Raw genomic sequence first — 25057 nt, 5'->3', positions numbered from 1 at the left:
CGTAACCGGATCACGGCTTCCCCGGAATTCTGAAATTTATTTTTCGCACCCTGCCTGAGGTGGCTTGTCTTTTCGTTGGTTTGAGGCAATTTGAGGTCACCCGGGAAAGACCCGGCCTGCACGCGTCCTTCGCGCCTGGCTCCTGATGGAGACCAGCCCCGGAATGGCTCCGCCAACCACAAAGCCGCTTCTCCACCGGTTCAGCCTCGTCCCAGGCATCGGGATGATTTTGGATTGTGGGGTTTATCATGGAATTCACCATCGGTTCGATCGTGTTCCTTTCATCAATGCTCGTCCTGGCGGTGCTCGCCAGGATTTCCGCCGTCAACCCGCAGAGCAGAATTCTGCGCGGTGAGATCGTCCCGGCCATGCTGGCGGTGATCATCTCCACCGGCCTCGCCGTCGGCCCGCTGATGATGGCGCTCGGCGGCGAGCAGTATTTTGCATCGCGCAGCCTTGAAGTGGCGGTCATCCTGACCTTCATAGTCGTGTCTGGCTGGCTTATCACCAGGCTGGTGGCCCGGGCTCCGCAGTCGCTGCCGGCCTGACCAGACCCGACATCCCGGAATGAAAAAAGACCCGGCGCGTCGAGGCGCCGGGTCCATCGGTTTATTTCGTCTTGCTGCGGCCGGATTACTTGCGGCGTGCGTCAACCGAGAAGCTGCCTGCGCCTGCGGCGGCGAGGGCAAGGAAGCCGCCCGCCATGGCGAGGTTCTTCATGAAGCTGGTCATCTGCATCTGGTCTTCAGGCTGGAAGTGGCCAAGATAGCCTGAAGCCACACAGAAGGCGGCAAGCGCCCAGGCGGCGTAGCGGGTAAAGAAGCCCAGCAGGATGGCGATGCCGCCGACGATCTCGAGTGCGATGACCAGCCAGACGGTGAGGCCGGGCAGCGGAATGCCCATGCTTGCCATGTAGCCGGCGGTGCCTGCGACGCTGCCGAGCTTGCTCACGCCGGCCATGATAAAGATGATGCTCAGCAGCACACGGCCGATAAGAAGCTGTAGATTGTTTGACATGGTACTCTCCTGTTTCTCAAACTAGAGAGAGCCATATACGCGTCATCGACGAACGGAAAGATGAACAATTATGAACGTATTGTTCACAAAAATAAACGGGAAAACCCGGGCGGAAACGACCTTGAATGATTGTCACCGGCGGTTCAGTTACTGCGTGTTCAATGGTGGCTGATCGAGCAGCTTGAACTTCGGGAAAACAAAGACACCGTTGATTGCGCCATCGCCATCATCCGAGAAGTTGGACGATTCACCGATGCACATTACCGGCACCTGGCTTCCATCCGCGTGAATGATGGTGGTTGAAAAACAGAACGAAGAAGGCCGCATCGCCGCCAGTTCATAGAGTTCGAGTACATGGTTGCGATACTCTTCGTCGTAGCACTTGACCAGGTTGTAAAGCCCGAACTCGCCCTCTTCCGGAAGCTGGTGGTGATAACGCGCGGCAGGCCCGAGCTGAAACGTTCCGGTCGCCAGGTTGGCTTCGAATGGCTCGATACGGCAATAGTGGGAAATCACATCGAGATCGGGAGCGTCAATGCCGTGAGGCTGGACGCCAATTCCTGAAATACTGTCTGCCCTAGCAATTTTGAACAATGTACACCTCGGCAACGCCCAGTGAATTCAAGCCTGTCTGCCCGGACCGTCCGGGATATGGATTCAAAACCGCCCAGTCCGATGGCTGCAATCAGACCATGATCAAGGCAACTCATTTATGCGGAAATGTCCGCCGATCAGTCATCGCCACCGGTACGGGTTGGTGAAAATGCAAGATAAAGCATTTATCGAGCAAAATGCCATGTCTTCTTTGATCAATTTTTTCGTTGATTTTCAGTTAACATGCAACGCGATATTAGGCCACGCCGGGTCCATTTTGCAACAACACCGGCCATCAATTGTGGATCGGCCCGATTGGTGCCCCCTGAACAGCAAAAAGGACGGCCCGAAGACCGCCCTTTCTTTGGGTCGCGCAATGTGCGCTGACCGGCATTAACAAGGCCTTGGCCCTATTACATCATGCCGCCCATTCCGCCCATTCCGCCCATGTCGGGCATGCCGCCACCGCCAGCAGCACCTTCCTTCTTCGGAAGTTCTGCAATCATGGCTTCGGTGGTGATCAGAAGACCGGCGATCGAGGCCGCATCCTGAAGCGCCGTACGGACAACCTTGACCGGGTCAACGATACCCATGGTGATCATGTCGCCATATTCACCGGTCTGGGCGTTGTAGCCGTAGGTGTCGCTCTTCTGGTCGAGGATCTTGCCCACGACAATCGAAGCCTCATCACCGGCATTGTCCGCGATCTGGCGGCAAGGAGCCTGCAGAGCGCGGCGGATGATGTTGATGCCGGCTTCCTGGTCGGAGTTGGCGCCCTTGACGGTGATCGCAACGGATGCGCGCAGCAGCGCGGTGCCGCCGCCTGCAACGATGCCTTCCTGAACGGCAGCGCGGGTCGCGTTGAGCGCGTCGTCGACGCGGTCCTTGCGCTCCTTGACTTCCGTCTCGGTCGCACCGCCGACGCGGATGATGGCAACGCCACCAGCGAGCTTGGCCAGGCGTTCCTGCAGCTTTTCGCGATCGTAGTCGGAAGAAGTCTCTTCGATCTGAGCCTTGATCTGCGTGATCCGGCCTTCGATTTCCTTCTTCTTGCCAGCGCCATCAACGATGGTGGTGGTTTCCTTGGTGATCGACACCTTCTTGGCGCGGCCCAGCATTTCCAGGGTCACGTTTTCGAGCTTGATGCCGATGTCTTCGGAAATCACCTGGCCGCCGGTCAGGATGGCGATGTCTTCGAGCATTGCCTTGCGGCGATCGCCGAAACCCGGAGCCTTGACGGCCGCAATCTTCAGGCCGCCACGCAGCTTGTTGACCACGAGCGTTGCAAGGGCTTCGCCCTCAACGTCTTCCGAGATGATGAGGAGCGGCTTGGAAGTCTGCACCACGGCTTCGAGCACAGGCAGCATGGCCTGGAGGTTCGAAAGCTTCTTCTCGTGGAGAAGGATGTAGACGTCGTCGAGTTCGGCAACCATCTTGTCGGGGTTGGTCACGAAGTAGGGCGACAGGTAGCCGCGGTCGAACTGCATGCCTTCGACGACTTCGAGTTCGCTTTCAGCGGTCTTGGCTTCCTCGACGGTGATGACACCTTCGTTGCCGACCTTCTGCATGGCTTCGGCAATGTCCTTGCCGATCTGGCTCTCGCCGTTGGCCGAGATCGTGCCGACCTGCTCGACTTCCGACGAGGTCTTGATCTTCTTGGCCTTCTTCTGAAGGTTGGCGATGACCTCTGTGACGGCGAGGTCGATGCCGCGCTTCAGATCCATCGGGTTCATGCCGGCAGCAACGGCCTTGCCGCCTTCGCGCACGATCGACTGGGCCAGCACGGTTGCAGTGGTGGTGCCGTCGCCGGCGATGTCGTTGGTCTTCGAAGCGACTTCGCGGACCATCTGTGCGCCCATGTTTTCGAACTTGTCTTCCAGTTCGATTTCCTTGGCGACGGTGACGCCGTCCTTGGTGATGCGCGGAGCGCCGAAGGACTTGTCGATGATCACGTTACGGCCCTTCGGACCCAGCGTTACCTTCACCGCATCGGCGAGGATGTCGACGCCGCGGAGCATTTTCTCGCGGGCGGTACGACCGAATTTAACTTCTTTAGCAGCCATTTAACTTAACTCCCGGGCCTGTGGCCCATCGTCTTGAGGCAGGGTGGATGTGTTCAGGCAGAATGTCGGCTCAGCCGAGGACGCCCATGATGTCGCTTTCCTTCATGATCAGAAGGTCTTCGCCATCAAGCTTGATTTCGGTGCCGGACCATTTGCCGAACAGAACGCGGTCGCCGGCCTTGACGTCGAGCGCCACCAGCTTGCCGGCCTCGTCGCGATTGCCGGAGCCAACGGCGATGATTTCGCCTTCCTGCGGCTTTTCCTTGGCGGTATCCGGAATGATGATCCCGCCTTTTGTTTTTTCTTCGGACTCGACACGACGGACGACAACGCGGTCGTGGAGCGGACGGAACTTGGTTTTTGCCATTGTCTAAATTCCTTGATCGAATGACAGAAGCGGCTGAGGTCCCCGAATGGGCCTCATGAAGTTGCTGTTAGCACTCACCCGAGGAGAGTGCCAACGACGCCGAGATAGGGGTGCGGCGACCAAGAGTCAAGATATCGGAGAGCAATCCTGCTGGATGTTTCGTGTCCGTCCGGCAATTTTCCGGCGGGGTCTTGTAATCGGCGGCAAGCTGCGCGACATCGTTTGTCCGAAAGGAACCGTTCGCCCATGGCCCGCAGGATTACCGACCTTGATCAGCTGACCGGCAGCGCCGACGTTTTGTTGTGCGATGTATGGGGTGTCATCCATAATGGCGTCAACCCCTTTCCGTTGTCTGTTGAAGCCTTGAAGGCCGCCAGGCAGCGTGGACAGACCGTCATTCTCATCACCAATTCGCCGCGGCCGGCAGGCGGGGTGATCCGCCAGTTCGAAACCATCGGGGTTGATCCCGAGTGCTGGGATGACATTGTCACATCGGGCGATGTCACGCGCCAACTGGTCACGGAAGGCCCGCAACAGATCTATTTTCTCGGTCCCGAACGCGACATCGCTCTGGTCGACGGCCTTGATGTCGACCTGGTTGAACCAGGCGCTGCCAAGGCGGTTTTGTGTACCGGTCTCTTTGATGATGAAACAGAGCAGGCCGAGGACTACCGCAGCCTGCTTGAAGGTTTCAAGGCGCGCGAGCTGCCGCTGATCTGTGCCAATCCCGACCGCGTGGTCGAGCGTGGCGACCGGCTGGTGCCTTGCGCCGGCGCCCTGGCGGATCTCTACGCGGAGCTTGGTGGCGAGACCAGGATCGCCGGAAAGCCGCACGCGCCGATTTACAAGGAAGCCCTTTCGCGTGCGCGAACCATCCGCGGCGAGGTGGATCCGGCCCGCGTTCTTGCGATTGGCGACGGAGCCCATACCGATATCCGCGGGGCGCTCGACAACGGCATCGAAGCTGTCTTCATCGCCCGCGGTATCCACGCCCGACACTATCTTGACGGCCGGGCCACCGATGAGGCACGGCTGCAGGCCTTCCTCGAGGGAGAGGGACTGGCGCCGGCCTACTGGATGGAATGGCTTGCCTGAGAACAGCAGCACGGGAATGGAAATGGCGCGGCGATTTCATGATGTCGACACGTTCGCAGGCGAGCTCAGGGGCGGCGTGGTGGCGATCGGCAATTTTGACGGCGTGCATCGCGGTCACCAGGCTGTGCTGGCGCGCGCCACGGCGATTTCCAAGGCTGCGGGCGTTGCCTCCATCGTGCTCAGTTTCGAGCCCCATCCGCGCACCGTGTTCCGGCCCGACCAGCCTGTGTTCCGCCTGACCCCGGCTCCAATGAAGGCCGTGATCCTCGGTCATCTGGGCTTCGATGCGATTGTCGAGCAGTGTTTCGACAAGGCGTTTTCGTCCCAGAGTGCAGAAGACTTCGTCACCCGGACCCTGTGCCAGCGGCTGGGTGTTCATCATGTCGTGACCGGTTATGATTTCCATTTCGGCAAGGGCCGCGAAGGCAATCCGGACTATCTCATGAATGCCGGTGTCAGGCATGGTTTCGGCGTCACCCTGGTCGAGCAGTTCCAGGATGAAAATGCGGATGTCGTGTCTTCGAGCCGGATCCGGGAGGCGCTGGCGGCTGGCGATGTGACCGGGGCGAACGGATTGCTCGGCTATCGCTATGCGGTCTCGGCCGAGGTGCAGCACGGTCAGAAACTCGGCCGGACGTTGGGATACCCGACAGCCAACATGGCGTTGCCGCCTGAAACCGGGCTCGAGCCGGGCATCTATGCGGTGCGTTTCCGCCGCGCCGAAGGAACCATCCACGATGGTGTGGCCAGTTTCGGCCGCCGGCCGACCGTTGCCGAAGATGGCGCGGCCCTGCTGCTTGAAACATTCCTGTTCGATTTTTCCGCCGACCTCTATGGTGAAACCTGCACGGTCTCGTTCGTCACGAGGCTCCGCGGCGAGGAGAAGTTCGATGACCTTGACCAACTGGTATCGCAGATGAAGATCGATGAAGCCGAAGCCCGTGCGGTGCTTGGTTCGCTGCAACCTCTCTCGCCGCTCGATGCCGCTATCACATTCGGGCCGGCCGGATGATCGGCGCCAAACCGCGCCGCATATTGATAACCGGCGGCAACTCCGGCCTGGGACTGGCGCTTGCCCAGAAGCTGGCCCGCCGCCACTCATTGTTGCTGTCGGGCCGCAAGTCGCAGACCGAGGTCGCCGAGATACTGCCCCCCGGTGCGGGATATGTCGTTGCCGATCACGGTGATCCGGAAATGTCGGCCCGGGCGCTGGTCCGGGGTGTGCGGGATTTCGGCTGGGACGGCCTCGATAATGCCGTGCTCAATGCCGGCACCGGCTTTGTTGCGGTCGGTGGCGTGGACAGCACCGACGCTATCCGCCAGACGCTCGACGTCAACCTGCTGGCGGTGATGCTGCAGGCTCAGGCGCTCTATCCATTGCTCAGGAAGTCGAGCGGAACGCTCAGTCTGATCGGATCGGTGGCGCACAAGGGCTCGGCCAGCATCCCCGCCTATGCCGCATCCAAGGCCGGATTGCACGGATTGGCTCGGGCTCTGCGGTCCGAGTGGAGTGGCGATATCTCGGTCCAGGTGCTGCATCCCGGCCCGGCGAAAACCGATATGCACGACAAGGCCGGATATGATCCTGGCCGCATGCGCGCCCTGTTTCTTGCGCCGGACGATGTGGCGGCGATGATGGCCTCGGCCATTGCAGCACGCCGTTCGCCGGTCACCCTGTCCTGGGTCAAGTACCTCAATGGCGGCGCCTATACCGGGAGACGGCTTTGACCTCTGCATCCAAACGCGCTCTTGTCACCGGCGGCAGCGCCGGCCTCGGGGCCGCATCGGTAGGCTGGTTGCAGGCAAACGGCTACGAGATCGTGGTGCTCGACCGTGATCGGCCCTGGACCGGCAAGACACCTGTGCAATTCATCCGCTGCGATCTTGCGAGCCGGACCGAGCTTGACGACGTCCTGCCCGATCTGATCGCCGCCGGGCCTTATGATCTGGTTCTCCTGAATGCCGGCATCAATGCGACCGGCAAGTTCGAGGCCCTGGACCCGCGCGCCCATATCGACATTCTGCGCGTCAACACGGAAGCCCCGATGGTCATCGCGGCAGCTTTGCTTGAATCAAACGCATGCCGCAGCGGCGGTGCAATGGTCTTCGTTTCTTCCCTGTCGCATTTTACCGGCTATCCGGGAGCGGCCAGCTACGCCGCTTCCAAGGATGCCTTGGCGATCTACGCCAGGAGCATGCGCAAATACGCGGCATCCAGGGGCGTGACCCTGACCGTCGCTTTCCCCGGTCCGTTGAAGACCGATCATGCCGAGCGGCACTCGCCCGAAGGCGCCGATGACAGCAAACGGATGGACCCGGACCATGCCGCGCGCCTCATTTTGGCCGATGCGCTGGCGGGCAAGAAGAGCTCGATTCCCGGTGCGGGCAACCGTGTTTTCGCCGTGATCGGCAGGGTGTTTCCAAAACCGGTGACAGCAGTGATGCGCAGGCTGATATACACTCGGCTCAAGCCATAGCGGCGGAAGATTTGGCAGGCGAAACGATTGCTTTGCGCAATCTTCTTTTCACACGCACCAAAAACCATTATGAACCCGGTCCATGACCACGGCTGTCACGATCACAGGCGCTCCGCCGATACGAATTATGGTCCCGGTTTCCCGCTGAGCTGAGCTCGCAGGAGACCGGGCAATCTGGCGCGCACACAGCGCCCGCTTTCGAATTCTCCGATACACTGTCTACCACGGGCCATCGGCCCATAAGATTGCGACACCATGACCGACACCAACGACACGCTCGACTATTCCAAGACGCTCTATCTGCCGGAAACCGATTTTCCGATGCGCGGCGGCCTGCCGCAGAAGGAGCCCGAACTGGTTGCCCGCTGGCAGCAGATGCGGCTTTACGACAGGCTGCGCGCCACCTCTGCCGGCCGCCCGAAATACGTGCTGCATGACGGCCCGCCCTACGCCAACGGCAACATCCACATCGGCCACGCGCTCAACAAGATCCTGAAAGACGTGATCACCCGCTCTTTCCAGATGCGCGGCTTCGATTCCAATTATGTCCCGGGCTGGGACTGCCACGGCCTGCCGATCGAATGGAAGATCGAGGAGGAGAACTACCGCTCCAAGGGCAAGGAAAAGCCCAATCTCAAGGAATCGGCGGCAATGCTCGAATTCCGCAAGGAATGCCGCGCCTATGCCGAGCATTGGGTTTCGGTGCAGTCCGAGGAATTCAAGCGCCTGGGCATCGAGGGAGATTTCGACAAGCCCTACAAGACCATGGATTTCCACGCCGAAGCCCGCATCGCCGGTGAATTGCTCAAGATCGCGAGATCCGGCCAGCTCTACCGCGGCTCCAAGCCGATCATGTGGTCGGTGGTCGAACGCACCGCGCTGGCCGAAGCAGAGGTCGAATACCAGACCTACGAGAGCGACACGATCTGGGTGAAGTTCCCGGTGTCTGCGGTCACCAAACCCGCTGACGCCAATGCTGCACCGGCTCCAAGCGTTTCTTCCCAGACCTTCTATCCCGATCTGGAAGATGCTTCCGTCGTTATCTGGACGACAACACCATGGACCATCCCGGGCAACCGCGCCGTCTCCTTCTCTGATCGGATCGCCTATGGCCTTTATGAGGTCACGGCGGCCGAGAACGACTTCGGACCGCAGCCGGGCGAGAAGCTGATCTTCGCCGATGCGCTGGCCGAGGAGTGCTTCGCCAAGGCCAAGCTTGAATTCAAGCGTTTGCGCGAAGTGGCGGCGAGCGACCTTGAAGGCATGGTCTGTGCCCACCCGCTCAAGGGTCTTGGTGGCGGCTACGATTTCGCAGTGCCGCTGATCGCCGGCGATCACGTCACTGACGATGCCGGTACCGGCTTCGTGCACACCGCGCCCGGCCATGGCCGCGAGGACTTTGAAGCCTGGATGGATGCTGCCCGCGATCTCGAGGCGCGCGGCATCTCGTCCGCGATTCCCTTCACCGTCGATGACGCCGGCTATTACACCAAGGACGCGCCCGGCCTCGGGCCGGATCGCGAAGGCGGGCCTGCACGCGTGATCGACGACAAGGGCAAGAAGGGCGACGCCAACCAGTCGGTCATCACCGCGCTGATCGAGGCCGGCAATCTCTTCGCTCGCGGACGCCTCAAGCATGACTATCCGCATTCGTGGCGCTCCAAGAAGCCGATCATCTTCCGCAACACGCCGCAGTGGTTTGTCTATATGGACAAGGACTTCGGCGACGGCACCACACTGCGCTCGCGCGCACTCAAAGGCATCGAAGACACCCGCTTCGTGCCATCAGCTGGGCAGAACCGCCTGCGTGGCATGATCGAGGACCGTCCCGACTGGGTGCTCTCGCGCCAACGCGCCTGGGGCGTGCCGATCTGCGTCTTTGCCGATGTCGATGGCAATGTGCTGCTCGACGAGGCTGTCGATGCCCGCATTCTCGAGGCTTTCGAGGCCGAGGGCGCCGACGCCTGGTTTGCCGAAGGTGCCCGCGAGCGCTTCCTGGGCAATCTCGCAAGTGATCCGAAATGGATCCAGGTCACCGATATTCTCGATGTTTGGTTCGATTCGGGCTGCACCCACGTCTTCACGCTGGAGGACCGTCCGGATCTCAAATGGCCGGCCGATGTCTATCTCGAAGGCTCCGACCAGCACCGCGGCTGGTTCCATTCCTCGCTGCTGGAAAGCTGCGCCACCCGCGGCCGCGCGCCCTACGACGCCGTCATCACCCATGGCTTCACCATGGCCGAGGACGGCCGCAAGATGTCGAAGTCTTTGAACAATCAGGTCTTCCCGCAGGATGTCATGAAGGAATCCGGTGCCGATATCCTGCGCCTGTGGGTGATGAACACGGACTATTGGGAAGATCAACGTCTCGGCAAGACGGTGATCAAGACCAACATCGATGCCTACCGCAAGCTTCGCAACACCATCCGCTGGATGCTTGGCACCCTGGCGCATGACGGCGGTGACGCCATCGATCCGTCCGATATGCCCGAACTCGAGCGGCTGATGCTGCACCGGCTGAGCGAGCTCGATCAGCTGGTACGCACCGGCTACGACAATTTCGATTTCAAGCGCATCTCCCGCGCCTTGACCGATTTTGCCAATATCGAGCTGTCGGCCTTCTATTTCGATATCCGCAAGGATGCGCTCTACTGCGATGCGCCCTCGAGCCTGCGTCGCCGGGCTTCGTTGCAGGTCATCCGGAAGATCTTCGATTGCCTGGTGACTTGGCTCGCGCCGATGCTGCCCTTCACCATGGAAGAAGCCTGGCTCTCTCACAAGCCGGATGCCGAATCCGTGCATCTCGAACAGTTTCCCGAGGTTCCCGGCGCCTGGCGCGATGAGTCGCTGGCCGCCAAGTGGAAGAAGATCCGCACCGTGCGCCGCGTCGTTACCGGCGCCCTGGAAATCGAGCGCCGTGAAAAGCGCATCGGTTCGTCGCTGGAAGCAGCACCCGTGGTCCACATCACCGATCCGGCGCTGGTCGAGGCCGTCGGCGACAGCGACTTCGCCGAGATCTGCATCACCTCGGGCGTTCGCATTGAAACCGGTGAAGGCCCTGACACTGCCTTCCGCATCGATGAGGTAAAGGCTGTGTCCGTGCTTCCAGCCCTTGCGACGGGCGACAAATGTGCGCGGTCCTGGCGGATCACCGACGATGTCGGCTCCGACCCCGAGTTCCCGGACGTGTCGGCCCGTGATGCCGCCGCCTTGCACGAACTCAAGGCGCTTGGCCGGCTGTGACGGTCTGCCGGGCCCCTGACACGGGGTCCGGCGGGATTTGAACCGTGATCCTGCGGCAATTTTGCCGGGGTCAATTGCCCTGCCTGTTCCAATCCGGTAAAACCCTGCCTGAAAAAGGCCGGATTGTGCGGCAACAAGCAGTATGAAATCAAAGCGACTGTCCGAGACGGGATCCTGTGCATGACAATGAAGACCGAGTACCGCGCTGGCGTGACAATAGGCGCACTCATTGCCGCAAGCCTTGCGTTGTCTGGCTGCATGGGTCCGACCTATGGCACCGACAAGACATCCACCGCGCAGTTGATTGACGATCTCGGCAACATCGTGACGATCGGCTCCACCCGCAAGGGCGCCGATATCGAGTACAAGCCGCGTCCGGCCATCGTGAAACCGACGGAGACCGCCGGCCTTCCGGCACCGCAGGAGAACGTGACCGAGAACAACCCGGCATGGGTGGAATCACCGGAAGAAACCCGCGCGCGGCTTCTGGCCGAGGCTGACGCAAATTCAGGCAACTCCGCTTTCAGCTCTCCGCTCGCAAAGCCCGAGATCACCAAGCGCACCACTTCTCTTGGCTCACCGCGTGCCGCAGAAGCCGCACCACCTGTGACCGGTGCGGCTCAGCGCCAGGCCTTTCAGCAAGCGCGCAAGGTTCAGTCAGGCGCCTATTCCGATCGGCGCCGGTTCCTGTCTGATCCACCGCTGGCATACCGCCAGCCCGCCGCGACCGCCCCAGTGGGTGAACTCGGCGAATCGGAGCGCGAAAAAGAGAAGCGCTGGAAGGAAGAAGCTGCGAAGGAAGGCACCGGCAGGCGCAAGTGGTGGCCCTGGTAAGGGAAGACTTCTTTCCGTGTGTCAGCGCTTTTCCCTGAAGAACCCCTTGAGCAGATCCATCGCGTCGGCTGATGCAATGTCCGGGTAGATCTCCGGTGCGTGATGGCATGTCGGCTGGTTGAAGAATCGCACGCCGCTCGTCACTGCGCCGCCTTTTTCGTCTTCCGCGCCGAAATAGAGACGTCTCAGCCTGGCAAACGAGATCGCGGCGGCGCACATGGTGCAGGGTTCGAGCGTGACGTAGAGATCCGCATCGATCAACCGCTCGCTGCCGAGCTTTTCGGCGGCCTGCCGGATGGCCAAAATCTCTGCATGCGCGGTCACGTCGTTGAATTCCCGGGTTCGGTTGCCTGCGCGCGCCAGCACCAGGCCGTCGCGAACGATCACCGCGCCAACCGGCACTTCGCCGCGAGTGGCGGCAGCGCGGGCTTCCTCAAGCGCCAGGTCCATGTATCCGTTGCTGATCATCAAATGTCCCGCGGTCGAAAGACCATGCATGAAACCCCTTAACCCGGCCCGTCCAACCTGATAGACAGCGATTTAAGCGGCCATACCCCATGACAACAGAACCGATCTGTCGAACGACGTATCGCCAAACCAAACATGTTACAGTGCCCGTGCGATCCTGAAGGAACGCGGGAAGGCGCTGTAGAGGCAGGCAAACTACAAATGACAGAACAAGACAAGCCCAAACACGGCAAACAACAGCCCGCCAACAAGTCGCCGGACACGGCGGACAGCGCCACCGAAAGCGGCCGTATTGCCAAGATCCTGGCGCGCGTGGGCGTCGCGTCCCGCCGGGATGTCGAGCGGATGGTTGCCGAGGGCCGCATCAAGGTCAATGGCAAGACCCTGGAAAGCCCGGCAGTTGTTGTCTCCCTCTCGGATCGCATCGAGGTTGACGGTGAGGAAATCGCCGGCATCGAGCGGACCCGGCTGTGGGTCTATCACAAGCCCGCGGGCCTGGTGACCACCAACAAGGATCCCGAAGGCCGCGAGACAGTGTTTGACAGGTTGCCCAGGCACCTGCCGCGTGTTCTGACTGTCGGTCGGCTTGATATCAATACCGAGGGACTGTTGCTTCTGACCAATGATGGCGGCCTGGCAAGGACGCTGGAACTGCCGCAGACCGGCTGGCTCCGTCGCTATCGTGTCCGCGCCTATGGTGACATCGATCAGGCAAGGCTCGATGAACTGAAGGACGGCATCGCCGTCGAGGGCGTGCTCTATGGCGCCATCGAAGCGACGCTGGACCGCAAGCAGGGCCACAATGTGTGGATCACCATGGGTCTTCGCGAGGGCAAGAACCGCGAGATCAAGAATGTGCTCGGCGCCCTCGGTCTCGACGTCAACCGCCTGATCCGGATCTCCTTCGGTCCCTTCCAGTTGGGTGATATTCGCGAAGGCGAGGTTGTCGAGATCAAGAGCAAGACGCTACGCGAACAGCTCGGCGAACGCATGATCGAGGAATCGGGCGCCAATTTCGATGCGCCGCTGAGCGAGCATCTCGCCAAGCCGAAGCCAGAAGCCAAACCCAAGCCGGCCGCCAAGCCGGCTCAGCGCGAATGGATTTCAAGTTCGGAGAAAACCGAGCGCGCCCGCGCCCGTCTCGATACCAAACCAGGCCGTCCGGGACGCGATGGCAAGGGCTTTGGCAAGGATCGTGATCGTGCTCCCGACCGCGACCGTGACCGCACCGACCGCAAACCTTTCGGTGCCGCCGCTAAAGCCGACCGGCCCGGCGGCCGAAACGAGGAACCTGGTGGCAAGCCCGCCAAGCGCAGCTTTGTCCAGCGCAGCCGCGCCAGCAATGTCTGGATGGCGCCCGGCGCACGGCCGGTCAACGAAAACCGCAAGGACGATGCCGTGCCCGCAGCCGAACGGCCCGCGCGCAAGCCTGCCAAGGCGGATGACCGCGCCGATACGCGCCGCGGCAGTTTTCCCAAGGGGCGGGCAAAGCCTCGCCCTCCGCGTGAGGCGGATGAGGCAAGGCCGGGAGCCGAGGCCAGAAAGCCCGGCGGCAAACCGGGCGACAAGCCCGGCATGAAACCTGCCGGAAAACCGGGCCGTGGCAAATCGTTTGACGGACCTCCAAAGGACAGCGGCAGACCAACGGGCGGACGGCCTTCATCGGACAAGCGGAGCGGCAAGCCTGCTTACGGAAAGGGACGGGGCCCCGGTGCGGATCGTCGGCGGTGAGTTTCGCGGCCGCGGACTGGCCGCTCCGAAGTCAAACGTCATCCGGCCGACCACCGACCGGAGCAGGGAAAGCCTTTTTAACATTCTGAGCCACGCCTTTCCCGAGGCGCTGGCGGAAACGCGGGTGCTCGATCTTTTCGCCGGTACCGGAGCCGTCGGCATCGAAGCCCTGTCGCGAGGATGCCGGACCGCGCTGTTTGTCGAAAGCGGCGTCGAGGGGCGCGGCTTGATCCAGAAGAATATCGAGACCTTTGGGCTGCAGGGCCGTGCGCGCATTTTCCGCCGCGATGCCTGCAAGCTTGGTGCCGCCGGCACGATGGGTCCGTTTGATCTGGTCTTCGCAGACCCGCCCTATGGCAAGGGACTGGGAGACAGGGCGCTGGTGTCCGCTGCTCGCGGCGGCTGGCTCGCGGATGGCGCTCTCGTTGTCCTTGAAGAGCAAGCTTCAGCCGAGCCTGATCCGGGGCGTGGCTTCAAACTTCTCGACACCCGTGAATTTGGCGACACAATCATGCGCTTCTTCCGCTATGATGCTTCAGGCTTGCCTGAGAACGCAGTGATGGCCGAGGGAACCACTGAAACGGGGTTCAGGAATGACTGACACAATGCATGCCGAACCCGAGACCGCGTCGCGATTTTCCGAACCGACGGTCGCCGTTGCCTTTGGCGGCGGAGGAGCGCGCGGAATAGCCCATATCCATGTCATCGAGACTCTCGATTCCATGGGTATCAGGCCGGTTGCGATTGCCGGCTCCTCGATTGGAGCCATCATGGGGGCTGCGATGGCCTCGGGCATGACCGGCGAGGAGATCCGCGCCCATACGCTCGACACCATCGGCAAGCCGGCCAGCGCGCTCAGCCGGATGTGGAAGGCAGCGAGGCCCCGGGGCGTCAAGGACGCCATGGAGGGCGGGCTCAGGCTCGGCCAGTTCAATGTCGAACGGATCCTCGAAGGATTTTTGCCCGAAAAGGTCGCGCGGCGTTTCGAAGACCTGATCATTCCGACAAAAATCATGGTCACCGATTACTATGGCCATGCCGAAGTGGCCTGTTCGGAGGGGGATCTGCGCCAGGCGATTGCCGCATCGGCAGCCATACCCGCAGTGTTCCGTCCGGTGATGCTCGACGGCACCATCATGATCGATGGCGGCATCTTCAATCCTGTGCCGTTTGACCAATTGGCCGGACTGGCCGACATCGTCATCGGCGTGGATGTCGTCGGCCTGCCATCGGGCGTTCCCGGCCAGCCGCCGACGACCATCGACATGATGTTTGGCGCCAGCCAGCTGATGATGCAATCGATCATAGAAATGAAGCGGCGCGCCCATCCCCCGCAGATCCTGCTCCGTCCAGAGGTGCACCAGTACCGGGTGCTCGATTTCCTCAAGGCCAAGGAGATCCTTGTCGGCTCCGAGAGTGTCGCAGAGCAGCTCAAGCGCGACCTTGACGCCGCCTTTGCCTTTTTCAAGTAGCGCTACAGCGTTGACGCCTTGCCGCTGGTAAAGGCCGATTGCCCTGCGGGTGGCGTCCGTACAACGAGCTCGTCCGGCCCGCCGCCATCGCGGTCCTCGATTTTCACAATCACCCGGAAACAGACGACGATCGATGCCAGACCGAACACCACGGCTCCCAGGCCATAGCCAGCAAGAGCCCCTTGAGCGCCGTACCAGTGAGAGCCGAGCCAGACGAAGGGTATGACACCAAGCGTTGAGCGGCTCCAGTTGAACACCGTCGAGTAGAGCGCATAGCCCAGATTGTTGAAAGCCGCGTTGGCGACAAACAGCATGCCGTTGAACACGAAGCTGCCGGCCACGAACAGGCAGAAGAAGACGATGACGTCGCGCGCCTCTCCGGTCGCGCCGAAGAGATCGGCGATCTGGTTTCGAAACAGCGCCAGCACTGCCCATGTAACCAGTGTGTAGAGCGTGATGAACACCAGGCTGTCACGCATCGTCGATATCAGCCGGTCATACCGCCTGGCACCGTAGTTCTGGCCGAGGATCGGCCCCACCGCGCCGGACAGGGCGAAGAGCGCCCCGAACGCGACCGGAATCAGCCGTCCGACCACCGCCCAGCCGGCAACGGCGGCATCTCCATGTTCGGCCATGGTGGCGGTGACGAAAGTGTTCCCGACAGGCGTTGCGATCTGCGTCATCAGCGCCGGCAGTCCGATCGCCAGAAACGGCCGGAATTCGCGTCCGATGATGGTTCTTGAGGGCATGGCGACAAGGTTGTGGATCCGCAACAGCGAGTAGAGACCGATGCCAACCAATGCAAAGCGCGAGATCACCGTGGCGATCGCCGCGCCGTGGATGCCGAGGTCGAAGCCGAAGATGAAAATCGGATCCAGCACCGCAGTCAGCGCCCCGGCGCCTAGCGTCACATACATCGCCCGCTTGGCATCGCCCACGGCACGCAGCAGGGCTGACAGGCACATGCCTGTTCCCAGAACCGGCAGCGACGGCAGCACGATCTGCATGAACTCCGTTGCAAGGTCTGCAGTCTGCCCCCGGGCGCCCATAATCAGCACCATGTCTCCCAGGAACGGATAGGCGAACGCCACCGTGCTGGTCATGATGATGATCATGTAGAAGAGTGAAGCTCCGGCGATCTCGCGCGCCTCGCTGCGGTTTCCCCGCCCCAGTGCGCGTGCGGTCAGCGCCGTTGCGGCGATCGACAGGCCAATGGCGATCGAGGTCGAAAAGAACAGAAGCGTGCCGGCATAACCGATCGCCGCCGCGAGTTCCTGTTGCCCCAAAAGCGAGATGTAGAACAGGTTGAGGGCGTCGACTATGAACACCGCAACAAGCCCGATCGAGCCGGTTGCCGTCATCACCACAACGTGCCGCATGGTCGAACCGGTGACGAATTTCGCCGGCTCGCTTTGCCGGGCAGACGGCGGCGCGGCCGCCGGTCTCTGTTCGCTCACGAGGCGAAGACCTGGCCGAGATCGGTAAAGCCCTTGAATTCGAGCGCATTGCCGGAAGGATCGCGCAGAAACAGCGTCGCCTGTTCGCCAGGCTGACCTTCAAAGCGAAGCGTCGGCTTCATGATCCAGTCAATTCCGTCTGCAGCCTCAAGCCTGGCCGCGAGTTCCTTCCACTGCTCCATTTGCAGCACGGCACCAAAATGGGGGATCGGCACCGAGTGCCCGTCAACCGCGCCCGAAGCGGCACCGGTACCGGCATCCGGCCTGACATGCCCGGACATTTGATGGCCGAACAGGTCGAAATCGATCCAGCTATCGGTGTAACGCCCCATCGGGCAGCCGAGCAGTTCGCCGTAGAAGCGGCGTGTCTCGTCAATATCTCTGATTGGGAAGGCGAGGTGAAATGGCGTCATGATGTTTTTCCTTCAACCTGTCACGCGGGATCAGACAGGGTGATATCGTCTTTGAGCGGTTTGTCCAGACGTTCGGATTCGCGCTTGGGTTTGACCAACGGTTCCGGCGTTACAGGCCTGGTGTGCAGCTTCTCGCGTCCGGCGAGAAGCCCCTCAACCGCCTGGATTGCCAGCCGCTCCTCGTCGCGGTGGCGCACATCCTCGCTGATGGCCGCCGCCTGATCTTCCGACGTGCCCAGCGCCTCGAGCGTTTTGCGGCCGAACAGCATCCCGGATTCAAACGTTTCCCGCGCCTCGTAATCCACGCCGCGGGCGCGCAGCGACAAGGTGTGGGTCCGGTCATACGCCCTTGCGAAGATGCGTGCGGTCGGAAAATCGGCCTGGATCAGGTCGACGATCCTGTCGGTGATCTCCTGCTTGTGCGTGCAGACCGCAACGATCTTGGCCCGCTCGATGCCGGCCGCCACCAGCACTTCCTTGCGGGTCCCATCTCCGAAATAGATCTTGAAGCCGAACTTCGAGGCGGATCTGATCCTGTCGGCGGACTGGTCGATGATGGTTACGTCCGAGCCGCCTGCGAGCAGGATCTGCGAGGCGATCTGGCCAAAACGCGAAAAGCCGACCATCAGCACATCGGAACCGGCGCCGGCGAAATCCTCGTCCATCTGCTCGTCGGCCGCCTCCCGCATCAGCCGGTTGGCCACAAACGCGGCCAGCGGCGTCAGCGCCATGGAAATGGTGACGATCGCCACCAGCAGAGACGCGGTCGCCTGGGCGAATACGCCTGCAGCCGCCGCCGCACTGAAAATCACGAAGCCGAATTCGCCGCCCTGCGGCAGAAGTCCCGCGATCTGCACACTGTTGTTGTGTGTGGACCCAAAAGCCCGGCAGGCGCCGTAGATGACCAGGGCCTTGATGATCATCAGCACCGGCACGGCAATGAGAATGACGACGATGTTGTCGGCGATCACACTGAGATCGAGCGACAGGCCGACCGCCATGAAGAATAGACCCAGCAGGATGCCGCGGAATGGCTCGATGTCGGCTTCGAGTTCGTGCCTGTAGGAGGATTCGGCCAGCATCACGCCTGCGATAAAGGCACCCAGCGCCATCGACAGGCCGGCAAACTGCATCAAGGTGCCTGACGCCAGAACCACGAAAAGGGCTGCCGCGATCATTGCTTCCTTGGCACCGGTTCCGGCAATGACTTGAAACAGCGGATTGAGAAGGTAGCGGCCGGCAACCAGCAATGCCAGGATGGCTCCGACCGTAATGGCGATATCGGTGACAATCGAGCCGCCGCCGTCGCCAGCAGCGGGCGCGACAAGCGGAACGAGAGCCAGGATCGGCACGATTGCGATGTCCTGGAACAGCAGGATCGAGAAGGATTGCTGCCCGTAGCGCGTGTTCAGATCGCCGCGTTCGTTGAGGATCTGGACGCCGAACGCCGTCGACGAGAGCGCCAGTCCGAAACCGATAACGATCGCCGCTGTCCAGGGCTGACCGGCAAGCGACCAGGCGACACCGATGATTGCCAGTGCCGATACCATGACCTGCACCAGCCCGAGCCCGAAGATGTCGCGCCGCAATTGCCAAAGCCGCGATGGCTTGAGCTCAAGCCCGATAATGAACAAAAGCAGCACCACGCCCAGTTCGGCGAAATGCAGGATTTCCTCGCCGTCGGTGATGATCCGGAGCAGGGGGCCGATGACAATGCCGGCGGCAAGATAGCCAAGAACCGTTCCGAGCCCGATTTTCTTGAACAGCGGCGCCGCCACGACCGCTCCGCACAACAGCACAAGGCCTTCGGTGTAAAGGGTGCCATCGACTGCAGCCATTCATTGCGCTCCTTTGACGTTAAACCGCAGGCTTGAGCCATGACGGGCTTGATGCTTGACCGTGGCGACAATACATGAGAGCCAAGCGAAAGGCCAAAAAACATGAGTGATACACAACAATCTGAAGGCTTACTGGCGACGGCTGAGCGTCTCATCGGGCGAGCCCGGGCAGCTGGTGCCGACCAGGCAGATGCGCTGGTGGTTCGCAGCCGTTCGCGCTCGGCTTCCGTGCGCAATGGCGAGGTCGAAAACACCCAGTCCGCCGAATCAGATGATTTCAGCCTCAGGGTTTTTGTCGGCCAGAAGGTCGCGACGGTCCACGCAGGCCAGGGAGCCGATGAAACCGCACTTGCCGAGCGCGCGGTGGCAATGGCACGGGTTTCTCCCGAAGATCCGCATGCCTGCCTCGCCGACGTAGAGATGCTGGCCAAATCCTGGCCCGACCTTGAACTGTACGACTCCACTGAACCGTCCGCGGAAAGCCTGATCGAGGCTGCGACTGCCGCTGAAACGGCTGCGCTGTCGGTACCGGGTGTTTCAAGCTCGGTCGGTGCGGGCGCGGGAACAGGTCTGTTCGGCATGGTGCTTGCGACCTCGCACGGCTTCTCCGGTACCTACGAACGGTCCGGTTTCTCCCGCTCGGTCAGCGTCATTGCCGGCGAGGGTGTCAAGATGGAGCGCGATTACGACTTTGACAGCCGCGTGTTCTTCGCCGATCTCGATGAAGCCGAGGCAATCGGCCTCCGCGCCGGGGAGCGTGCCGCCGCGCGTGTGAACCCGCGCAAGGTCAAGACCGGTTCCAACGTCACTGTGGTGTTTGACCCGCGGGCCGCCCGTGGACTGATCGGGCACATGGTTTCCGCCATCAACGGCGCGTCGGTCGCCCGCAAGACCAGTTTTCTCAAGGACATGATGGGCAAGAAGGTGGCGATCGACGGTCTCACGCTGATTGACGACCCCTTTGTCCGGCGTGGCTCTGGTTCACGACCGTTTGACGGCGAGGGCGTCTCTGTCGGACCACTGACCATGGTTGAAGATGGTATCCTGCAACAATGGTACCTTACCACCGGGGTGGCACGGGAACTGGGTCTCACGTCCAACGGCCGCGCCGGTCGCGGCGGCGGCGTTTCGCCGTCTTCCACCAATGTGATCGTCGCTCCCGGTCAGCAATCGCCTGAGGATCTGATCGCCTCGGTCGGCACCGGCTTCTATGTCACCGAGCTTATCGGGCAGGGGGTCAATCCGGTGACGGGCGAATACAGCCGCGGCGCTTCAGGGTTCTGGATCGAAAACGGCAAGCTGAGCTTTGCCGTGTCCGAAGTGACCATCGCTTCCAACCTCAAGGACATGTTCAAGCGCATGACGCTTGCCAATGACATCGACGCCAAGTTCTCGATTGCGGCTCCCACGATAGCTGTCGAAGGTATGACCCTTGCAGGCGAGTAATGGGGTCTGAGGCGACACTTTTTTCCGATGATCTGGCGCTGATGCTTGAGGCGTCGCGCTTGGCGGCGGACATTGCCATGTCGCATTTCCGTCAGGACCCCGAAGTCTGGTACAAGAATGGCGGCCGCTCTCCGGTGAGCGAGGCCGATATCGCGATCGATGAACTCTTGAAGAAGCTTCTGCTTGCCGCCCGTCCCGATTACGGCTGGCTTTCGGAGGAGGCAGAGGACAGCGAACACCGTCTTGCCTACAAACGGGTGTTCATCGTTGACCCGATTGACGGCACGCGCGCCTATGTCGCCGGCCGACCCGATTGGTGCGTGAGTGTTGGCCTGGTGGAAGACGGAAGGCCGGTGGCAGGCGTTCTGGCAGCGCCGGCGCGGGGCGAAATCTGGCAGGCCCAGGCTGGGGGCGGCGCTTTCCTGAACGATGTCCGTCTTCCTGCAGGCATGTCGCTGTCTGGTGAAGCGCGATTGCGTGTGGCGATCCCCGACATGGTTGCCAAAAAGATGCTGCCCAAGGCCCAAAACGGTCTCGACAAGGTGGCCGGCGGACCTTCTCTTGCCTTGCGGGTTGCAGCCGTGGCGCGAGGCGAGCTCGACGCGGTTTTCGTCCGTCCCCACGCCAGCGAGTGGGACCTGGCCGCGGCCGATACGCTGCTTGCCGAAACCGGGCACGTTCTGGTCGATCAGGCAGGTGGCCGCATGCACTACAATCGGCCGGATCCATCGCGCGGGCTTCTGCTCGCCGCCTCCAGCGGGCATGTGCCGCAGTTGCTGGCGCTGCTGCAGACTGCCGACGGGCATTGACCTTTTAATCGAATTGCCGCAAACCGCGCTCTGATAGGTAAGTCCGTTTAATCTTGGAGTGATCCCATGGCGGAAGGCAACAACAAACAGCTTTTGCACCTTGTATTCGGCGGCGAGCTTGAGAGCTTGGAGTCAATGAATTTCCGCGACCTCGATGCGCTGGATATTGTCGGCATCTATCCCAATTACGCATCGGCCCATGAGGTTTGGAAATCCAAGGCGCAAATGACGGTGGACAACGCCCACATGCGTTACTTCATCGTGCACATGCACCGCATGCTCGATCCCAACAGCGAAAGCAAAACCGCCTCCTGAGGCGCAGGCGAAAGACGAGATGATCAAACCGGACGCCGACACCGCGCCGAAGCCGAGGCTTGGCGAGACGTTCAACAGGCGGCGTCTGGGCAAGAAGCTGTTGCGATCGGAACTGGTGCAGAGCGCAGGGTCCGCGCTGATCGGCTGGACCCTGTCCGCGATCTGGCGGTCGAACCGGGACAATGGCACATCGACCGATTGGGAAACCCTGTTGCAGGGTGAATGGCCGGCGATCTTTGCGCTCTGGCACGGCCAGCATTTGCTGGTTCCCTATGCAAGCCCTTCTGACAGAAGGTTTACTTCGCTGGTCTCGCGCAGCGCCGATGCTGAAATCAATGCTCGTGTGCTCGCCCGCGCCGGCATCGATGTGATCCGCGGATCGGGCGGACGTGAATCCTCGCGCACCGATACAGGCAAGGGCGGCGTCAAGGCGCTGCTGTCGATGCGAAAAGCGCTTCGGGATGGGGTCAACGTTGTCATGATCGCCGATATCTCCAAGGGCCAGCCGCGTCAGGCCGGCGAGGGGGTTGTCACCCTGGCGAAGATTTCAGGCCGTCCCATCGTTCCTGTCGCGCTGGCGACCAGTCGCCGCAAGGTGCTTGAGAAGACCTGGGACAAGACAACCATCAATCTTCCGTTCGGAACTCGCAGCGTCAGGCTCGCACCGCCGATCTATGTCGAGCCAGGGGCCGATGAGCAGCAATTGGCAGTTGCCCGCAAAAGGGTGACCGCGGAACTCAACAGGGTCACGGACGAGGCGATGCGGGCCGTCGGGGAGAGCACATGAGCCGTGGTTGGGCACGAGCGGCGCTCGTCGGATATCGATGGTTCGGTGCGGGAATCTACCCGCTGCTGGGACCGTATCTCGCCATTCGCGCCGCCAAGGGCAAGGAAGAGCGATCCCGTCGCAACGAGCGCTATGGCCGGTCGCGGATTCCCCGTCCGGACGGACCGCTGGTCTGGTTTCACGCCGCGAGCGTCGGTGAAACGACCGCTGTTGTGCCTTTGATCAATGAAGTGCGCCGCCGCAACATTGCGGTGGTCCTGACCACCGGCACCGTGACCTCGGCAGGCGTGGCCCGTGAACGTCTCGGCGACACGGTCATCCACCAGTACGTGCCGCTTGATCTCAAGCCCGCCGTCTCCCGGTTTCTCGATCACTGGAAGCCCGATCTGGCAATCATCGCCGAATCCGAAATCTGGCCGATGACCATTCTCGAGCTCGGCGCCCGGCGGACACCGCAGGTGCTCGTCAATGGCCGGCTTTCCGACCGCTCGTTCGCGCGTTGGAGCAAGCGCCCGAGCCTCGCCGACGCGCTGTTTGAGAACCTGTCCCATGTGGTTGCCCAGTCCGATCTCGATGCTGAACGCTTTCTCGCGCTCGGCGCCCGTCCCGTCTCGGTTTCCGGCAATCTCAAGGTCGATACCACCGCGCCGCCCTGGGATGCTGAAGAGCTTGCCAGGCTCAAGGAGCAGATCGGCAGCCGCAACACCTGGGCGGCCATCTCCACCTTTGAGGGCGAGGATGAGATAGCGGCGGCCGTGCACCGCGCGCTCTATCAGCGCCACAAGCAGCTGACCATTCTGGTTCCACGCCATCCCGACCGCGCGGATGCGATCGAAACCATGCTGGATCAGCGTGGCCTGAAGGTTGCCCGCAGGTCCCGGGGCGATCAGATTGACCCGTCGACGGATGTCTATCTTGGCGACACGATCGGCGAGATGGGGCTCTATCTCAACCTCACCGAAATCGCTTTTGTCGGCAAATCCCTGAAGGGCGGCGGCGGACAGAACCCGCTCGAACCGGCGATGCTGGGCTGCGCGGTTCTGTCCGGCAGCAACGTCGAAAATTTCCGCGAAAGCTACGCACGTCTGCTCAAGAACGGCGGCGCGCGTTATGTGCGTGATGGCGAGATGCTGGCCAAGGCCGTGCATTTCCTGTTGTCCAATCCTCAGGCACGGCAGGCCATGGCTGAAGGCGGCCAGAAGACATTGCAGGATATGCGCGGCGCATTGAAGGCCACCATTCGCGCGCTTGAGCCCTACATCAATCCCCTGACCGTCAAGGCCCGGCTTCTGCCGCGCGAGAACGAGAGTTCGGAGAGCCGCGGAGGCGGGCAATGGTAAGCGAAGCGCCACCCTTTTGGTGGCAGCCGCATGGCATCCAGTCCGCCTTGCTGTCACCTTTCGGCTGGGTCTACGGCCGGGTGGCCCGCCGCATCCTCGATCGCAGGGTGCGCAAGGCCGTCGATGTGCCTGTCATCTGCGTTGGCAATTTCACGGTCGGCGGTTCCGGCAAGACCCCCACGGCGCTGGCGCTCGCTGATGCCGCGCTCGCGCGCGGCCTCAAGCCGGGCTTTCTCTCCCGGGGATATGGGGGCAGTGTCCATCATGCGGCCCTCGTGGATCTTGCCCGGGACACCGCCCGGCTCGTCGGTGACGAACCGATGCTGCTGGCCGCAAAAGCGCCGACCGTGGTTTCGCCCAACCGGGTGGAAGGCGCCGAAATGCTGGTCAGCGAGGGCGTCGATCTGATCATCATGGATGATGGTTTCCAGAGCGCCCGGCTTGTTTTCGATCAGGCGCTTCTGGTGGTCGATGCCCGCCGCGGTGTTGGCAATGGCTGCGTTTTTCCCGCCGGACCGGTGCGGGCACCGGTGATCGATCAGGTGCGTCATGCCGACGCTCTGATCGTGGTCGGTGAGGGCGACGGCGCCGATCCGATGATCCGGCTTGCAGCCCGCGCCGCAAAGCCGATCCACCTGGCCCGGTTTCAGCCGCGCAATGCTGCGCAGTTTCTTGGAAGAAATTGCCTCGCATTCGCCGCGATCGGCGATCCGGAGAAATTCTTCAGGACGCTTGAGGAAGCCCATATCCGTCTTGCTCGCTGCCAGGGCTTTCCTGATCACCACCCGTTCACCGATGACGAGATCAAGGATCTGCTCACCGAGGCCGAACTCTACGGTCTCGACCTGATCACCACCGCAAAGGACCATGTCCGGCTGCGGGCGGGCCACGGACGGGCACAGGAGTTGCTCGAAAAGACCTCCGTTCTGGAAATCGATCTTGCCTTTGACAGTCCCGATGTGCCGGCCGTGGTCGTCGAAGCGGCGCTCAGTGCTTTCCAGAGGCGCCGGAACGGGGCCTGAGTGCTGCCGCGCTATTTCGTGGGCAGCAGACCGGCGCGCTGCTCTGCAGCGATCGAGGCATGAACATCGACATAGGCCTCCTGCCGCGCCACGCTCCAGTATTTCAGTTCTTCGACCGGGATGATATCGCCGGTCACCGCGCAGACCACATGGTTGCCCGGCATAATGATCTGAAAATCACCGTCGAGATAGCGTATTTTGGCCGGCCGTTCGCCGGGGCCTTCAAAACGATTCATGGCAAATGCTCCGGTTTCGGTGTTGCTGTTCTA

The 25057-nt window shown here is 61.6% G+C and carries 24 protein-coding genes and 1 pseudogene; 16 read left to right on the top strand and 9 right to left on the bottom strand.

The window, feature by feature from the left end; all coding sequences use genetic code 11:
- The first annotated feature begins 248 nt into the window (after nt 1–248).
- Nucleotides 249–548 carry a hypothetical protein gene (locus tag GTW23_RS20155; RefSeq protein ID WP_152009882.1) on the top strand — a complete coding sequence of 100 codons (300 nt, stop codon included), beginning with the start codon at nt 249–251 and terminating at the stop codon, nt 546–548.
- Nucleotides 549–633: 85 nt separating this feature from the next.
- On the opposite strand, the gene GTW23_RS20150 is transcribed toward GTW23_RS20155, so the two are convergent.
- The 4 genes from GTW23_RS20150 to groES all read right to left on the bottom strand — a co-directional run bounded on the left by GTW23_RS20150 (nt 634) and on the right by groES (nt 4041).
- The gene (locus tag GTW23_RS20150; protein ID WP_152009881.1) at nt 634–1017 is read right to left on the bottom strand and encodes a DoxX family protein; all 384 of its coding nucleotides are present in this window, start codon (nt 1015–1017) and stop codon (nt 634–636) included.
- Between the two features lie 147 nt (nt 1018–1164).
- Nucleotides 1165–1611: a hypothetical protein gene (locus GTW23_RS20145; RefSeq protein WP_152009880.1), complete on the bottom strand. Its 447-nt coding sequence runs from the start codon at nt 1609–1611 to the stop codon at nt 1165–1167.
- Between the two features lie 413 nt (nt 1612–2024).
- A complete protein-coding gene (gene groL, locus GTW23_RS20140; RefSeq protein ID WP_152009879.1) occupies nt 2025–3674 on the bottom strand; it encodes a chaperonin GroEL in 1650 nt (549 codons plus the stop codon).
- Between the two features lie 70 nt (nt 3675–3744).
- Nucleotides 3745–4041, bottom strand: a complete 297-nt coding sequence (gene groES, locus GTW23_RS20135; protein ID WP_152009878.1) for a co-chaperone GroES — start codon at nt 4039–4041, stop codon at nt 3745–3747.
- A 246-nt stretch (nt 4042–4287) separates the two neighbouring features.
- Here groES and GTW23_RS20130 point away from each other — a divergent pair, with 246 nt between their 5' ends.
- From GTW23_RS20130 to GTW23_RS20105, 6 genes are all read left to right on the top strand, one after another.
- Nucleotides 4288–5136, top strand: coding sequence for a TIGR01459 family HAD-type hydrolase (locus GTW23_RS20130; protein ID WP_252917184.1), 849 nt, complete (start codon nt 4288–4290; stop codon nt 5134–5136).
- A gap of 16 nt (nt 5137–5152) precedes the next feature.
- Nucleotides 5153–6148 carry a bifunctional riboflavin kinase/FAD synthetase gene (locus GTW23_RS20125; RefSeq protein WP_382266628.1) on the top strand — a complete coding sequence of 332 codons (996 nt, stop codon included), beginning with the start codon at nt 5153–5155 and terminating at the stop codon, nt 6146–6148.
- Nucleotides 6145–6864: an SDR family NAD(P)-dependent oxidoreductase gene (locus GTW23_RS20120; protein ID WP_252917182.1), complete on the top strand. Its 720-nt coding sequence runs from the start codon at nt 6145–6147 to the stop codon at nt 6862–6864. The genes GTW23_RS20125 and GTW23_RS20120 overlap by 4 nt, the downstream gene beginning before the upstream one ends.
- Nucleotides 6861–7613 (top strand): SDR family NAD(P)-dependent oxidoreductase, encoded by a 753-nt coding sequence (locus GTW23_RS20115; RefSeq protein ID WP_252917181.1) that lies wholly within the window; start codon nt 6861–6863, stop codon nt 7611–7613. The genes GTW23_RS20120 and GTW23_RS20115 overlap by 4 nt, the downstream gene beginning before the upstream one ends.
- A gap of 255 nt (nt 7614–7868) precedes the next feature.
- Nucleotides 7869–10856: an isoleucine--tRNA ligase gene (ileS, locus tag GTW23_RS20110; RefSeq protein WP_252917180.1), complete on the top strand. Its 2988-nt coding sequence runs from the start codon at nt 7869–7871 to the stop codon at nt 10854–10856.
- A gap of 180 nt (nt 10857–11036) precedes the next feature.
- Complete coding sequence (locus GTW23_RS20105) at nt 11037–11690, top strand: hypothetical protein (protein ID WP_193217326.1); 654 nt, start codon at nt 11037–11039, stop codon at nt 11688–11690.
- Nucleotides 11691–11711: 21 nt separating this feature from the next.
- On the opposite strand, the gene GTW23_RS20100 is transcribed toward GTW23_RS20105, so the two are convergent.
- On the bottom strand, nt 11712–12158 hold the full coding sequence (locus GTW23_RS20100) for a nucleoside deaminase (protein ID WP_252917178.1): 447 nt from the start codon (nt 12156–12158) through the stop codon (nt 11712–11714).
- Nucleotides 12159–12293: 135 nt separating this feature from the next.
- On the opposite strand from GTW23_RS20100, the gene GTW23_RS20095 reads away from it, so the two are divergent.
- The 3 genes and pseudogenes from GTW23_RS20095 to GTW23_RS20085 all read left to right on the top strand — a co-directional run bounded on the left by GTW23_RS20095 (nt 12294) and on the right by GTW23_RS20085 (nt 15361).
- Nucleotides 12294–13889, top strand: coding sequence for a pseudouridine synthase (locus GTW23_RS20095; RefSeq protein ID WP_425602794.1), 1596 nt, complete (start codon nt 12294–12296; stop codon nt 13887–13889).
- Nucleotides 13870–14418: pseudogene (gene rsmD / locus GTW23_RS20090) on the top strand (16S rRNA (guanine(966)-N(2))-methyltransferase RsmD); the annotation flags it as partial. The gene GTW23_RS20095 and the pseudogene rsmD, both read left to right, overlap by 20 nt.
- Nucleotides 14419–14482: 64 nt before the next feature.
- A complete protein-coding gene (locus GTW23_RS20085) occupies nt 14483–15361 on the top strand; it encodes a patatin-like phospholipase family protein (RefSeq protein WP_152009869.1) in 879 nt (292 codons plus the stop codon).
- A 2-nt stretch (nt 15362–15363) separates the two neighbouring features.
- On the opposite strand, the gene GTW23_RS20080 is transcribed toward GTW23_RS20085, so the two are convergent.
- From GTW23_RS20080 to GTW23_RS20070, 3 genes are read right to left on the bottom strand one after another with little or no spacing between them, the layout of a single operon-like run.
- Nucleotides 15364–16818, bottom strand: coding sequence for an MATE family efflux transporter (locus GTW23_RS20080; protein WP_345780642.1), 1455 nt, complete (start codon nt 16816–16818; stop codon nt 15364–15366).
- Nucleotides 16815–17231 carry a VOC family protein gene (locus GTW23_RS20075; RefSeq protein WP_193217325.1) on the bottom strand — a complete coding sequence of 139 codons (417 nt, stop codon included), beginning with the start codon at nt 17229–17231 and terminating at the stop codon, nt 16815–16817. Before GTW23_RS20075 ends, GTW23_RS20080 begins: the two co-directional genes overlap by 4 nt.
- A gap of 20 nt (nt 17232–17251) precedes the next feature.
- Nucleotides 17252–19069, bottom strand: coding sequence for a monovalent cation:proton antiporter-2 (CPA2) family protein (locus GTW23_RS20070; RefSeq protein ID WP_252917174.1), 1818 nt, complete (start codon nt 19067–19069; stop codon nt 17252–17254).
- 102 nt (nt 19070–19171) lie between these two features.
- Between GTW23_RS20070 and GTW23_RS20065 the strand changes: the two genes are divergently transcribed.
- The 6 genes from GTW23_RS20065 to lpxK all read left to right on the top strand — a co-directional run bounded on the left by GTW23_RS20065 (nt 19172) and on the right by lpxK (nt 24788).
- Nucleotides 19172–20515, top strand: a complete 1344-nt coding sequence (locus GTW23_RS20065; RefSeq protein ID WP_252917172.1) for a TldD/PmbA family protein — start codon at nt 19172–19174, stop codon at nt 20513–20515.
- Nucleotides 20515–21324 (top strand): 3'(2'),5'-bisphosphate nucleotidase CysQ, encoded by an 810-nt coding sequence (locus GTW23_RS20060; protein WP_290129050.1) that lies wholly within the window; start codon nt 20515–20517, stop codon nt 21322–21324. The genes GTW23_RS20065 and GTW23_RS20060 overlap by 1 nt, the downstream gene beginning before the upstream one ends.
- 66 nt (nt 21325–21390) lie before the next feature.
- Nucleotides 21391–21639, top strand: coding sequence for a DUF4170 domain-containing protein (locus GTW23_RS20055; RefSeq protein WP_152009864.1), 249 nt, complete (start codon nt 21391–21393; stop codon nt 21637–21639).
- A gap of 19 nt (nt 21640–21658) precedes the next feature.
- Nucleotides 21659–22426, top strand: coding sequence for a lysophospholipid acyltransferase family protein (locus tag GTW23_RS20050; RefSeq protein ID WP_152009863.1), 768 nt, complete (start codon nt 21659–21661; stop codon nt 22424–22426).
- Nucleotides 22423–23766 (top strand): lipid IV(A) 3-deoxy-D-manno-octulosonic acid transferase, encoded by a 1344-nt coding sequence (gene waaA, locus GTW23_RS20045; protein WP_152009862.1) that lies wholly within the window; start codon nt 22423–22425, stop codon nt 23764–23766. The genes GTW23_RS20050 and waaA overlap by 4 nt, the downstream gene beginning before the upstream one ends.
- Nucleotides 23760–24788, top strand: coding sequence for a tetraacyldisaccharide 4'-kinase (lpxK, locus tag GTW23_RS20040; protein WP_252917169.1), 1029 nt, complete (start codon nt 23760–23762; stop codon nt 24786–24788). The genes waaA and lpxK overlap by 7 nt, the downstream gene beginning before the upstream one ends.
- 11 nt (nt 24789–24799) lie before the next feature.
- Here lpxK and GTW23_RS20035 read toward each other — a convergent pair whose 3' ends face one another.
- Nucleotides 24800–25024, bottom strand: coding sequence for a DUF2093 domain-containing protein (locus GTW23_RS20035; protein WP_152009860.1), 225 nt, complete (start codon nt 25022–25024; stop codon nt 24800–24802).
- Between the last annotated feature and the right edge of the window lie 33 nt (nt 25025–25057).

The sequence above is a fragment of the Parahoeflea alexandrii genome (assembly GCF_024105735.1).
Taxonomy (GTDB): Bacteria; Pseudomonadota; Alphaproteobacteria; order Rhizobiales; family Rhizobiaceae; genus Hoeflea; species Hoeflea alexandrii.
This window is presented reverse-complemented; position numbering and strand designations above follow the sequence as displayed.